A 14,679-nucleotide genomic window follows, 5' to 3' on the forward strand; every position below is an offset into this window, starting at 1 on the left:
TTTATGGTTTATTAAAAAATATTTTTAGCTAATTAATAGCTATTCTTGTAGTTGATTTTCCTAAATTCATATCTGTAAAAAATAATCTTAAGAATACACTATTTCTATAAAGTTTTAAAATAGGTTTTCAGACTTATGAATGTATCCAATTGCATTGACAATTAGTTTTTTTTTGCAGATATCAGATATCATTTTTATATTAAATGTCAAATGATATTTTAAAGTATTAAACAAATATACATTATTTTACAATTTGTTTTATCCCATTTCCGGTTTTTAAATCAATGTAAATCAATAACACAAAACAGCTGTTTTTAAATTTTATATTCTTTCGGCGAAACTCCAAATTTATTCTTGAAAGAGGTGGAAAAATAATTCGGCGATGAGAAACCAACTGCATATGCAATTTCTGAAATGTTTAAATCTGACTTTTTCAGCAACTCTTTTGATTTATCTAATCGTCTGTTATTAATGTGATCACTGACACTAATTCCTAAAATAGCTTTCACTTTTCGATACAGTTGTACCCTCGAAATAGTTAAACTTCGCGCAAGATCTTCAACAGTATAGGCAGAATTATCTAAGTTTTTTTCAATAAAATCATTTAACTTTCTTAGAAAATCTTGTTCCGAAGCACCAAAATCACCATCCTCAATATTTAAAATATTATTGGTATAATAAAACCGTAGTTTCTCTCTATTAAAGAGTAATCCTTTTATCGATTGCGCCAGTACTTTTAAATTGAAAGGTTTTGTCAAAAAGATATCAGCCCCACTTTCCAAAGCTTTTAAATAGGATTCCTGATCATCTGAAGCGGTTAGCATTATAATAGGAATATGCGACGTTCTTAAATCTTTCTTGAGTATTTCACAAATTTGAAAACCATTCTTTTCAGGCAAATTCAAATCACAGATAATAATATCTGGAACTAACTCCAATGCTCTTTCAATTGCATTGGTACCATCAGATGCAAAAAAAGTATATTCCGCTGAGAATTTATGAGACACAAAGTCTAAAAGCTCCTTACTGTCCTCTATATACAGAATCGAATATTTATCTTCGGTGTTTTTGGGTTCGACACTTTGAATAAACTCTGAATCCAGATAATCCGGCTCATGAACAAAATCCAGAATTGGCTCTTTTATTATATCCTTTTCATCAAGATGCTCTTTTCCTAACTGTAATGTAATTATAAATTCTGCTCCATTTTTTGAATTAATTTCTATCTTCCCTTTGTGCAGTTCGACAAAACTTTTTGATAAATGAAGTCCTATTCCAGAACTATTTCTGTAATTGTTTGAACCTTGATAAAAAGCATTAAAAACCTCCTTCAGCTCATTTTCCGGAATCCCTATACCCGAATCTTTAAAGTAAATCTTAACGGTACTATTGTGTTTATCTTCTTTTATTGCAATCGAAATTTTACCCTTTTCAGGAGTGAATTTAAAGGCATTGGATAACAAATTAAAATAAACTTTATCCATTAGATTTCGATCTATATAAACTTCCAGTTCCGGTTTGTCTGTTGTCAATGAAAAATCAATATTTCTTTTCTTTGCTTCTCTATAAAAATCACTAATAATACTATTCGAAAAATCTAAAATATTAGTTTTTGATGCTCTCAAAGTAAATTTTTGATCCTCTGTTTTTCTATAGTCCAATAATTGATTAATTAATCTGAGTAACCTTCTCGAGTTATTATACATCAGATTAACCTCTTTATTCACGGTAGCTCCTTTATTCTTAAATTCACTTCCCAAAGATTCTATGGAATTCAATATCAAAGTCAACGGCGTTTTGAATTCATGAGACAAACCTGTAAAAAAATTAAGCCGCGCTTCATTACTTAGTTTTAGTTCTTCAGAAAATTTTTCAATTTCATTTCTTTGACTGACAACTTTTTTATTTGTCTCTTCCAATTCTTTCTTCTTACGACGAATAGTTATTCCAGAATAAATATTATATACCGCTAAACTTAGCACGATCGCAAATAACCCAATTAAAAGTTTCAGAAGATTACTCCTGGTCGAATATTTCTTTTCCTGATCATTAATAATCTTTTGTTGCTGCTCAATATCAGATTGTTGAATTGTAATTTTATCAAATTGATTGCTCATTATATCCGCGTTAAGCGAATCTATCAATATCGTGTTAAGTTTATTATTTTTAGGAACAATTTCTTGATTGGCTATTCTCAAAGCCAATCTTATGGATTCACTTCCTCCTGTTGGATATAAAACAGTTGCTTCTAATATTTTATCCTTAACAAATTGTATCCCTCCGAAAGGTCCGTTAAGTCCATCTACCCCTATAAATTTTATTTTTTTTTCTAAACCTTTTCCCTTGGCAATTTTCCATGCATTATATGCAATTAAATCATTAAAGGCGTATACGTAGTCAATATTAGGCAAGCTATCTAATAGCTTTACATAATTCGGTTTTGGATGTCCAAAGTCATCTGAGTCGAGGTCAAAAACTTTAATACCCGGATATTGTTTAACAACCTGTTTAAACCCCAAGCTTCTTTCCAGACCAGGCGATGTAGTTAAATCTCCATAAATTTGAATCACATTTGCACGCCCTTTAGATAATGAAACAATGTGTTTCCCAGCAATTCGTCCTACCTCAATATTATCTGCTCCTAAATATGCGGTGTAATTAGTGGTATTTACTTTTCTATCAACTACGATTACCGGTATACCCTTGGACTTGGCTTTTTCTATTACCGGAACGATAGAATCCGATTCAAAAGGAGAAACTATGATGACATCTACTTTATTTTCGATAAATTTTTCAATATCACGAATCTGTTTTTTGGGTTGGCGATTTGCATTATAAATTGTCAGGCTAGCCTCTGGATGAAGTGAAGTTTCTACCTCCATAGCATGGTTCATTGATGTTCTCCAAATATCGTCATCAACGCTTTGTGAAAATCCAATAGAAATTTTTTCTTTATCGCTTTCTGATGAATTACAGGAATTTAGTATAGCTGCAAAAATTAATAATAGTATGAGACTGGTCCCTCTTAACATAGAATTCATGGTTAATTTATAAAAATAAGTATACGTTATTCGGACCAAAAATCAATTTGCCGTTACAATTGATTCCTGCAGCCATAAGCTATAAAATAATTTTCGCAGTTAGTATAGACTTAATTTAAGTTTCAAAAATACGTACTGATTTATTGTAATTTCGATCGTGTAGTAATTACTATTTTTTGTAGAGTTAGTATCATTTTCTTTTTAAATATCAAATGATTTTTTACAATTTTAGACAAATATATAAAAATATGGCATTATTATTTCATTTTACATAATGATTTTCTTTTTAGCAAGTTAAAGTCCGTTTTTGTTAGAAAAGTACTTACTAAAGATAAAAAACTAAAAGATTTAATCCATAAAAAACAACAACGGGATGTATCGAAGTTATGGCCCAAAGTAAAAATTATTTAAAAAAATTTTGATTTCATTGGCACAATCCAATGCAGTCAATTTCTCTAAAGGTAAGATCTAGAATTGAGAACCTTCGATTTCAAACTCCTATCGTCTCTCAAATACAAGTACCGTCATAGCAAACCTCATTGTAGCCAAGGCTTCTTTCGTACTTTAATATTCATCCTTAAAATTAATCATTTTAGCAACATGCCTGTATAATTCAGGATGCGTTGCTTTAAAAATAGGAGGTGTTTCAAAAAAATGTTCTAGGACTACCGATAAAAATTCAAATTGATTTTCAAAGGCATATCGCCTAAAATAGCCTTTTTGCTGTAACTCGATATTTAAATTTTTATCTGTATAATATTTTATTACTTCATTGAATTCATCAAAAAAGATAATGGCACTTGGATCATTACTTTTCAAACAATAAAAATGCAAAACATGAGAAAATTCATGTAAACCAAGGTTAATATTATCATTTGATGTTGAATGTCCCAATAAGAAATCTTCCCATGAAAAAACTATTGTTTTCATTCTAGGATTAAATTCTCCCTTATGATATTCCTGATTTACAGTGGAATAGTAACTAGATGGATAAATAATTATTTTGTCTAACAAACCCACAAGATAATTTCTCATTCCAAAAGTCAACATTACATACGTTCCGGCAATTAGCATTCGCATCTGGTCCGTAATGACAATTTCGTTACCTATAAACTGATAGTTCTCAATAAACCCTTTTACCCGATGTTCAAAATACATTTTCCTCTTAGGGGAAAGCCTATTATAAAACGGAAATTCTTTTAGCAAAACTTGACGCTGATTTAATTTTAATTTTTTTGAAAAAGGATACCAATGAATATAAAGTGGCTTATTGAATAGTAAAAGGTAGGAAGGTTCCAGAACCCTAAAAATAATTATTAGAAGAAGTAATGCCCCAAACAATACGTAAATAAAAAATTGTCCTGTCATATTTTTTGTCTTCTATTAAAACAAAAATACTCCAAAATAATCAAGTTCGCTTGAAATTATTTTGGAGTATTTTTACTTATTCGTGACCACGGCAGGGTTCGAACCTGCAACCCTCAGAGTCGAAATCTGATATTCTATCCAGTTGAACTACGCAGTCATTATACTTGTTTAGATTGTTAATTAACAATTTAAGATCTATGAAGTAAAATCGTTAATTATCAATCTTTTTTTATGTCAATAATTTTTTCACTATTGTCGAAATGGTTTTCCCTTCAGCAGTTCCACCTAATTGTGCAGCAGCTAGTCCCATAACTTTTCCCATTGAAGCAATACCTGAAGCCCCCGTTTCTGCAATGATTTTTGCAATTACTGCTTCTACTTCTGCCTCGCTTAATTGTGCTGGCAAGAACTTTTCAATTACTGCGATTTGAGCCAATTCCGGTTCAGCCAAATCCAAACGATTTTGTTCAGTGAAAATTTTAGCGCTATCCTTACGAGTTTTTACTAATTTTTGAAGCAATTTTATTTCGTCTTCTGCGGTGATTTCTTCCTTAGACCCTGTCGCTGTCTGAGCCAATAGGATTTCAGATTTAATAGCTCTTAAAGCTTCTAATGCAACTGTATCTTTGGCTCTCATGGCGGTTTTCATTTCGTCCATGATTTGTACTGATAAACTCATAATAATAATTTAATTTTAATTTGCTGTTCAATCTTAAAACTGAATAGTGTAAACTGATTACTTTTTAAATACCCCATCATGATAGTGAAAAAACTTTTTTGGAGAAAAAACTTGAAACTAAAGCTACATTAAGGCCCGACAAATTTAAAGAAATTTACTGGAATTAACAATAGATTGCTTTCTTCTCACCTCACAAAAAAATAACCCGAAAATTAAATTGAATTTTCGGGCCATCTCATTTTGGTTTGAGTTAGTTAGTCTACGTTATCATGTAGGTAAGAGTTATTAGAACGCAACTGTAAATCATTGTTACTGTCTGTCCCCACAGAAATTCTAGAATTAGTATTATTGGCCTGGTTATTTGATATATCTATTCCTAATCTCTTGTAAGCAGGTTCTTTTTCATATTCATCAATTTTAGAAACATTATTATGAAACTTGTAATTGAATTCTTTTAATTTTTTTCTTCTTTCATCAGCTCTCATTCGCAGTGATTCTTCAATAGTCATTTCCGTAGGAGAAATGGCATCAAAGTCAACAGGTGTATTTACTGATGGACTTACTTGTTTCATGGTGATATTCAACTCCGCAGGAATAACAACTTCTGGAGTTTTCACAACTGGCTTAGTCATGAAATCATTCTCAGGCTCCATGTATTCTTCAAGAGAATATTTAATGATTCCATTATCCGTCAATTCCGTTACCGGAACAAATTGAACTGCCTCATTTACCTTAATATCACGCGTTTCATTTGATAATTCAAACAAAACTTTGGTTTCTTCCACTTGTGCTACCGGCTCTGTTTTGAAAAGTGGCAAATCAAAGGAGAAAGTAGTTTGTTCTTGTCTTTCAATAACTTTTGGCTGCACCGCTTTTACTTCTTTAACTTCGGCAACTGGCGAAGTGATCGTAAAATCAATATCAGTGATAGGAGAAACAATTTCGAAAGTCACATCTAAGTTTTTAATAAATTCAGACATAACTATCAATTCTTCTTTATTTATTGTCGGAGCTTGTGCGGTTACAACCGGTTCAGGTGCAACTACAATATCTTCTAATAAATCGAAAACAATTCTTTCACCTGAATTAGAAATCGGTGATTCTGTATTGGAATCAAATCCAGCCACAGTTCTATTAGTTAGATTGTGCACACTTCTTTGCTCGTCTTCCAGTGTATGAATTATTTTTTTAGGCTCAGTGTTTACGATTCCATTTTGTTGTTCAATATCAAAACCTGTTGCGATAATTGTTACTGCAATTGCATCACCTAGAGATTCGTCTTCACCAACCCCCATGATAATATTTGCATTATGACCTGCCTCGATTTGAATGTGGTCATTGATTTCTCCAATTTCGTCAATTGTAATTTCGTTAGTTCCAGAAACGATAAGCAACAATACGTTTTTGGCACCTGTGATTTTATTATCATTTAACAAAGGAGAATCTAAAGCGGCAACAATCGCTTCCTTAGCTCTATTTTCACCTGAAGAAACAGAAGATCCCATAATAGCCGTTCCGCTATTAAACAATACTGTTTTAGCATCTCTTAAATCGATATTTTGGGTATAGTGATGCGTAATTACTTCAGCAATTCCTCTTGAGGCTGTCGCCAAAACTTCATCTGCTTTTGAAAACCCAGCTTTAAAACCAAGATTCCCATAAACCTCTCTTAATTTGTTATTATTGATAACAATTAAAGAATCGACTTGTTTACGTAATTTTTCAATACCAATTAAGGCTTGTTCCTGACGCACTTTACCTTCAAATAAGAAAGGTAATGTCACAATTCCTACAGTAAGAATATCTCTTTCTTTAGCTAATTGTGCAATTACTGGTGCAGCACCAGTTCCCGTTCCACCACCCATTCCGGCAGTGATAAATACCATTTTAGTATTAACATCCAACATTTTTTCAATATCAGAAATACTTTCTATAGCTGATTGTTGTCCAACATCTGGGTTAGCTCCAGCACCAAGTCCCTCCGTTAAATGTACTCCTAACTGTATTTTATTAGGTACAGAACTGTTTTGTAAGGCCTGAGAATCCGTATTACATACGATGAAATCTACGCCCTTAATCCCTTGTTTAAACATGTGATTTATGGCGTTACTTCCGCCTCCACCTACACCAATAACTTTTATTACATTTGATTGGTTCTTTGGTAAATCAAATGAAATACTTCCAAATTCTGAGTTGCTCATCATTTTATTTGGTTTTTGATATTTATTATTACTTATTGTATTTTTTGGGCACTGCCCTTATTCTGCATTATCTAAGAAATCTTTAATCTTATCAACATAACGATCGAAGAAATTTCTTTGAATTCTGTTTACTGTCGAATTCTGTTTTTCACTAGTGCTTCTTGCCTCTTCATCAACTTCCTCTTCTGAAACCTCAATCACTGGCGCCTGAACTATTGGCTGTCTGTAAACTGGTGCCTTTGGTTGTTCAATCGCGTCCATTCTCACAGCACTCTGAGTATTATTTTCAATACTATTCATGACCAAACCTACTGCAGTAGCATACAAAGGACTTGAGATCTCCTCATCTGAATTTCCAGCCAAGTGCTCGTTTGGATATCCAATTCTGGTATCCATTCCTGTTATGTATTCCACTAACTGCTTGATGTGTTTCAATTGAGCTCCACCACCAGTAAGTACGATTCCCGCGATTAATTTTTTACGAGGATCTTCATGTCCATAAGCTTTTACTTCCGTAAAAACCTGATCAATAATCTCTACAACACGAGCATGAATAATTTTAGATAAATTTTTCAAAGAAATTTCTTTTGGCTCTCTACCTCTTAATCCCGGAATTGAAACAATCTCGTTGTCTTTATTTTCTCCTGGCCAAGCAGATCCAAATTTAACTTTCAATAATTCAGCTTGTTTTTCAATTATAGAGCACCCTTCTTTAATATCATCTGTAATAACATTTCCACCAAAAGGTATGACAGCCGTATGGCGAATAATACCATCTTTGAAAATGGCCAGATCTGTAGTTCCACCGCCTATATCGATAAGTGCAACTCCTGCTTCTTTTTCTTCCTGACTTAAAACGGCATCTGCAGAGGCCAATGGTTCCAATGTCAAACCGGACAATTCGATTCCTGAACTTTGAATGCATCTGCCTACATTACGTATTGATGAGGCTTGCCCTACTACAACATGAAAACTAGACTCTAACCTTCCCCCATACATCCCTATAGGCTCTTTGATTTCAGATTGCCCGTCAATTTTAAACTCTTGCGGCAAGACATGTATTATTTCTTCACCAGGCAACATCGCCAATTTATTTACTTGGTCAATCAAAAGTTGAATATCGTTTCCTCCAATAACCTCCTCTGGATTGTTTCTGCTTATATAATCTGTATGCTGAATACTACGAATATGTTGACCCGCAATCCCTACTACTACATCCTTTATTTTATAGCCTGAATTATTTTCAGCTTCTTGTATCGCTTGTTGTATCGACTGTATAGTTTGAGTGATGTTATTTACAACGCCTCTAGCCACACCTAAACTCTTAGATTTCCCTACACCTAAAATTTCCAGTTTCCCATATTCATTCTTCTTGCCTATCATGGCAACTATTTTAGTTGTCCCAATATCTAGACCTACTGCAATATTCTCTTTTTCCATTATCTATTATTTAGTGCAAACTACTTGTTCCGTAAATCGGAGATCAATTTTTTTATACTTATACAACGAACTATCTAAAACCGCTTTTTGAAAAAAAGCTTTATAATTCTTAAATTTTCGCTCTACATTTATCATTCTACCAAAATCAATTTGATAATCAAAATTTCTATTGAGCATTTTTAAGCTTCCGTTCGGCATAATTTCAATTCCGATAATGTTTTTTTTCAAAAACGCATCGTCATAGATTGTGCGAAATAAATCGGCTAAATCTTCGTTATTTTTTTTATTTACCCCCCCAGATACAAGTGGAACTCTCGCTGTAAAATTAGTTGACAATGGCATTCTATTCCCTTCGTAATCAATATAAAAAGACCTCCCTTTGTCAAAAACTCTAGCTATAGGAGTTTTTTGTTTTACTACTGCTTTCAATACACCATCAATACTAACAAACACGTCCGATTTTTCAATCATTTCTTGCGCATTCAGATTTCTCTCCAGCTTATTCAAATCTAATTTAACTTTTTCAATGCCTGATGCATCTCTTTTATTTTCTATTAACAATTTATTAACCGTTTCTTGCTTAACAAAAGGAGCGTTATCTCCTACAAAAACAACGACAGATTTAGACAATTTTCTCTTTTCATTTCGATTTGAAGTAAATGAAAACAGAAAAATCACCAATACAAACATCAGTAATAATCGAATATTTGTCCAATTAAAGAGTCTCATTTATCGCTTTTTTTATGGATGGTACTAATTCTCCAATATCTCCCGCTCCTATAGTTACGATAACAGTAGCTTTGCTTGCTAAAATTACTGGAATCAGATCGCTTTTAGCAACTATTTGTTTCTTCTTGTTGGTCATTTTATCCATCAGCCATTGCGAATTTATACCTTCCATTGGCAATTCACGGGCAGGATAAATATCTAATAAAATAACATCATCAAAAGCAGATAAACTTTTGGCAAAATCATCAGCAAAATCTCTAGTTCTACTGAATAAATGTGGTTGAAAAATAGCCAAAACTTTTTGGTTCGGATACAATTCGGTAACTGCCTGATGTACTGCATTTATCTCCGTTGGGTGATGTGCATAATCATCAACATAAACTAACTTTTCAGTTTTAATCTGATAGGAAAATCTTCTTTTTATTCCTTTGAATGATGCTATGGCTTTTGCAATGGCATCGGTTGGGGTGCCGAATATATCTGCCATTGCGATAGCCATTAAAGCATTCATTAAATTATGTTTTCCCGGTAATCCGAAATTCAAATCTTTAATTACTTCGGTAGGTGTTTGTACATCAAAAACATAACTGCCATTTCCTATTCTAACATTAAAAGCTTTAAAAACAGCATCTTCATTTACAGCACATGTTATACCTTCTAGTGGTAATTCTTTCGTTATAAAAAGCTTGCTTTTATCTTCTACTTTAGAGGCAAATTCAATAAAGGATGCTTCTATTGCTTCGCTGGTTCCATAAATATCCAAATGATCCGCATCCATTGATGTAATACATGCAATATTAGGATGTAAATGCAAAAACGAACGATCAAATTCATCCGCTTCAACAACGGTAACTGTCTTACCACTGCCTATTAAATTCGAATTGTAATTTTCGACAATTCCACCAATAAAAGCGGTAACATCTGCACCACTTTCATACAAAATATGTCCTAAAATACTTGAAGTAGTGGTTTTTCCATGCGTTCCGGCAACCGCAAAACAAAATGTGTCTTTTGTGATGATTCCTAAAACTTCAGCTCTTTTTTTAACTTGAAAATCTCTTTCCAGGAAGTAATTCCATTCTGAATGTGCTTTCGGAACTGCTGGCGTGATAATCACCAACGTATTTTCGACATAAAAATCCTTCGGAATTAAATCAATACTGTCTTCAAAATGAATTGAAATTCCGCTTTCTATTAACTCATTTGTAAGAGCAGAAGGTGTTTTATCATAACCAGAAACCTGTTTTCCTAAATTTTTGAAATAACGAGCCAGATTACTCATTCCGATTCCTCCAATTCCTATAAAATAGACGTTATGTATTTGATTTAAGTTCATATTATTTTCAGTCTTATCGCTATTATCTTTCTATTTCTTTTTAATCAGCTTCACAATCTCATCAACAATTTGTTTTGTCGCTTCTGGCATGGCCAATTGTTTGATGTTTTCACTCAACTGGTTTTGTTTCCCCTGATCTTTCACCAAGGCTTCAAAAACAAGGCCAAATTGAGATTCAAGCTCCGATTCTTTGAGCATTAATGCACCTTTTTTATCTACAATGGCTTGCGCATTTTTAGTTTGATGATCCTCAGCTACATTAGGTGACGGAATAAAAATCACTGGTTTCCCAACAATAGACAATTCCGAAACTGATGATGCACCTGCACGAGAAATAATTATATCTGCAGCGGCATACACTAAATCCATTCTTTCAATGAATGCTACTACCTGTACATTATCTTTGTTGTATTTTTTATAATCATCTAAATATAATTTCCCACATTGCCAAATCACCTGTACATTTTGAGAAAGAATATTTGCCAATTCTTTTTCAATTAATTGATTTACTCTTCTCGCTCCAAGACTTCCTCCAAGAACCAATAATGTTTTCTTTTTAGAGTCTAAATTAAAATATTGGATTGCTTCCGCTCTCTTGCTCTCGATATCTATCAAATCCTGGCGAACTGGGTTTCCAGTCAAAATCATTTTCTCTTTTGGAAAAAAACGTTCTAAATGTTCATAAGCAACACAAATTTTGCTTGCTTTTTTACTCAATAATTTATTGGTGATTCCAGGATATGAATTTTGCTCCTGAATTACTGTTGGAATACTTGCAATCCCAGCTACCTGCAATAATGGACCACTGGCAAAACCTCCGGTTCCAATAACAACATCCGGCTTAAAATCCCTTATTATGGTTCTGGATTTTAATAAACTTGAAATTAATTTTATAGGAAACAGCGCATTATCAAATGTCAGTCTTCGCTGTAATCCTGCTATCCAAAGCCCTTTGATTTTATAGCCCGCCTGAGGCACTTTTTGCATTTCCATTTTATTATTGGCCCCTACAAAAAGAATTTCAGCATCAGGAAAACGAGATTTCAATTCATTGGCAATCGCAATTGCCGGATAGATATGTCCTCCTGTTCCGCCACCGCTTAATATGAATTTATACTGTTTCATTTTTTTAAAGTTACTGAGTTCCTAAGTATTTAATAAATTACTTTTGCTCTGAAAAACGATTACTTATTCAAAACTGCATGCATTGGATTCTTCGCTTTGTCCTCAATAGAATAATCTTCCGCTATCAGATCTTCCTCTCCTAATTCCCTGTCGATTAGCTTTCGAAGGGCTTCTTCTCGTTTGGCCGTATCTTTTAATTCCTGAGCTATTTCTTCCTCTTTCTTAGTTACGCTTATGATAATTCCAAGTGCGAAACAGGTCATCCAAATAGAACTACCCCCACTACTGATTAAAGGCAATGTTTGCCCGGTAACGGGCAACAATTCAACGGCAACAGCCATATTAATCATCGCTTGGAATATCATGGGAAAACCTAATCCTATAACCACTAATTTTCCAAACAAAGTATTGGCTTTGTGTGAAGCGATAACAAATCGAAACAATAATAATAAATACAATGCAAGGACACCCAAACCTCCTAAAAGACCGTACTCTTCAACAATTATAGCATAAATAAAATCAGAAGAAGATTGCGGTAAAAAATTCTTTTGAACACTTTTACCTGGACCTAATCCATAAATTTTGCCAGAGGCAATAGCAATTTTAGCTTTTTCTATTTGGTAATCATCTTCATCAGGTTTGTCAGTAGTAAAATTTTCGATTCTGTTCCCCCAAGTTCCTACTCTGCTAAAAAACCTAGAATCTGGAAAGGCTTTGGCGAGCAGAATAAAAAAAGCAAGAAATATTATTCCGGAACCTACTATAGCAGCAATATATTTTAACGGATATTTTCCAATAAACGTTAGCATTAAAATCATAGAAAAAATCAATGCTGTTGTAGAAAAATTAGCTGGCAAAATAAACATTAAAGTTACAAATACCGGAACCCAAAGTTCCCATAAAGAAGATTTGAATGTAACTGGTTCTTCTCTTGTTTTTGACAAATAACGCGCTACAAATATAAATAGCACCATTGACGCCAATGTGGATGTTTGGAAAGTAATTCCAATAAAAGGCACCTGAATCCATCGACTGGCATTGGCACCTGCAATAACGGTTCCCTTTATTAATGTGTACGCTAATAATATCCAGACAACCGGCAATCCTACTTTAGAAATGGCTCTGAAATAATGATACGGCACTTTATGAACCCAATAAATAATGGAGAAACCAATACAAATATGTGCTAAATGTTTTACCAGATACCCTAGTGTGTTTCCATTTCCCTGACCTAAATAAGCCAAATTACTACTCGCACTAAAAACAGGCATAAACGAGAACAAGGCTAATAAGGCCACGAATGACCAAATTCCTTTATCTCCTTTTAAACTGTTAACTAGTTGTTTCATCTTACTATTTGTTTAAAGTTTTATTTATTTAAACCTAAGGTTGGGGGGCCTTAAAATCTAAACAAATAAAACTTTTTTTTATAAATTCTTAACGGCTTGCTTGAACTGATTCCCTCTGTCCTCATAGTTTTCAAATAAATCAAAACTAGCACAAGCGGGCGACAACAATACTGTATCTCCTTTTTCTGATAACCGCTGCGCCATTCTCACAGCATCGCTCATATTGTCAACTTCAATCATCATGTCAACCACATTACCAAAAACGTCTATAATTTTTTTGTTATCCACACCAAGACAAATAATAGCTTTCACTTTCTCACGAACTAATGACATCAATTCGCTGTAATCATTTCCTTTATCAACACCTCCTACAATCCAAACTGTGGGCGTATTCATGCTGTCTAACGCAAAAAAAGTAGCGTTTACATTGGTTGCTTTTGAATCATTGATGTATTGTACACTTTGAATTTTCAACACTTTTTCAAGACGATGTTCCACTCCCTGAAAATTGGATAAACTTTCACGTATTGTAGACTTTCTTATTTGCATCAATTTTGCCACAGAGGTTGCTGCCATTGCGTTTTTCATATTATGTTTTCCTTCTAAGGCAATATACTCTGTGTCCATTGTAAACTCTTCTTGATTGATTGAAATTTCCATTTTGTTATTTTTTATATAAGCTCCTTCGCTGAACGTTTTTGTCAAGGAAAAAGGAATTAATTTGGCTTTAGTTGTATGTGTTTTAAACCATTCTGCAATGGCCTCGTCGTCTGCATCATAAATGAGGTAATCTTCCTCGGTTTGATTCATAGTAATTCTAAATTTAGAATCAATATAATTTTCATATTTATAATCATACCGATCTAAATGATCCGGACTAATATTCGTAATAATAGCAATATGTGGTTTGAAATTTACAATCCCATCCAGCTGAAAACTGCTCAATTCCAACACATAGGAATCATATTTATTATCGGCAATTTGCCAGGCGAAACTCTTTCCAATATTACCTCCCAATCCAACATTCAACCCTGCTGATTTCAGCAAATGATGTGTTAACATCGTAGTGGTGGTCTTTCCATTACTTCCCGTAATTCCAATTATAGTGGCATCTGTAAAAGGGGCAGCAAACTCAATTTCCGACAGCACTGGAATTCCATTTGCCAAAAGCTTTTTTACTATTGGAGATTTATCTGGAATTCCTGGGCTTTTCATGACCACATCAGCATTCAAAATCAAATCTTCAGTATGCGTTGCCTCTTCCCACGTAATTCCATTAATAACGAGAACCTCTTTGTAATTTTCTTTTATCTTTCCAAAATCAGAAACAAAAACATCGTATCCTTTTTTCTTACCCAGAATAGCAGTTCCTACTCCGCTTTCTCCCCCACCTAAAATTACTAGTCTCATA

Annotated in this window: 10 protein-coding genes and 1 tRNA gene; all 11 read right to left on the reverse strand. The window is 33.5% G+C overall.

What is annotated here, in order from left to right; all coding sequences use genetic code 11:
• Positions 1 to 314 precede the first annotated feature (314 nt).
• A complete protein-coding gene (locus ACNQGN_RS04380) occupies positions 315 to 3,041 on the reverse strand; it encodes a hybrid sensor histidine kinase/response regulator transcription factor (RefSeq protein ID WP_417986639.1) in 2,727 nt (908 codons plus the stop codon).
• Between the two features lie 564 nt (positions 3,042 to 3,605).
• Positions 3,606 to 4,409 (reverse strand): zinc-dependent peptidase, encoded by an 804-nt coding sequence (locus ACNQGN_RS04385; RefSeq protein WP_417986640.1) that lies wholly within the window; start codon positions 4,407 to 4,409, stop codon positions 3,606 to 3,608.
• An 83-nt stretch (positions 4,410 to 4,492) separates the two neighbouring features.
• A tRNA-Arg gene (locus ACNQGN_RS04390) sits at positions 4,493 to 4,566 on the reverse strand.
• 72 nt (positions 4,567 to 4,638) lie between these two features.
• Complete coding sequence (locus ACNQGN_RS04395; protein WP_417986641.1) at positions 4,639 to 5,088, reverse strand: GatB/YqeY domain-containing protein; 450 nt, start codon at positions 5,086 to 5,088, stop codon at positions 4,639 to 4,641.
• Between the two features lie 254 nt (positions 5,089 to 5,342).
• On the reverse strand, positions 5,343 to 7,292 hold the full coding sequence (gene ftsZ / locus ACNQGN_RS04400; protein WP_417986642.1) for a cell division protein FtsZ: 1,950 nt from the start codon (positions 7,290 to 7,292) through the stop codon (positions 5,343 to 5,345).
• A 54-nt stretch (positions 7,293 to 7,346) separates the two neighbouring features.
• Positions 7,347 to 8,729 carry a cell division protein FtsA gene (ftsA, locus tag ACNQGN_RS04405; RefSeq protein WP_417986643.1) on the reverse strand — a complete coding sequence of 461 codons (1,383 nt, stop codon included), beginning with the start codon at positions 8,727 to 8,729 and terminating at the stop codon, positions 7,347 to 7,349.
• Between the two features lie 6 nt (positions 8,730 to 8,735).
• Positions 8,736 to 9,458 (reverse strand): cell division protein FtsQ/DivIB, encoded by a 723-nt coding sequence (locus ACNQGN_RS04410; RefSeq protein WP_417986644.1) that lies wholly within the window; start codon positions 9,456 to 9,458, stop codon positions 8,736 to 8,738.
• Positions 9,445 to 10,794 carry a UDP-N-acetylmuramate--L-alanine ligase gene (murC, locus tag ACNQGN_RS04415; protein WP_417986645.1) on the reverse strand — a complete coding sequence of 450 codons (1,350 nt, stop codon included), beginning with the start codon at positions 10,792 to 10,794 and terminating at the stop codon, positions 9,445 to 9,447. The genes ACNQGN_RS04410 and murC overlap by 14 nt, the downstream gene beginning before the upstream one ends.
• 30 nt (positions 10,795 to 10,824) lie before the next feature.
• Positions 10,825 to 11,919, reverse strand: a complete 1,095-nt coding sequence (murG, locus tag ACNQGN_RS04420) for an undecaprenyldiphospho-muramoylpentapeptide beta-N-acetylglucosaminyltransferase (RefSeq protein WP_417986646.1) — start codon at positions 11,917 to 11,919, stop codon at positions 10,825 to 10,827.
• Between the two features lie 59 nt (positions 11,920 to 11,978).
• Positions 11,979 to 13,268 (reverse strand): FtsW/RodA/SpoVE family cell cycle protein, encoded by a 1,290-nt coding sequence (locus tag ACNQGN_RS04425; protein WP_417986647.1) that lies wholly within the window; start codon positions 13,266 to 13,268, stop codon positions 11,979 to 11,981.
• 78 nt (positions 13,269 to 13,346) lie between these two features.
• Entirely contained in the window at positions 13,347 to 14,678 is a 1,332-nt protein-coding gene (gene murD / locus ACNQGN_RS04430) for a UDP-N-acetylmuramoyl-L-alanine--D-glutamate ligase (protein ID WP_417986648.1), read from the reverse strand.
• Between the last annotated feature and the right edge of the window lies 1 nt (position 14,679).

Origin of the sequence: Flavobacterium rhamnosi, assembly GCF_048286515.1 — a bacterium.
In the GTDB taxonomy this organism is placed as follows: domain Bacteria; phylum Bacteroidota; class Bacteroidia; order Flavobacteriales; family Flavobacteriaceae; genus Flavobacterium.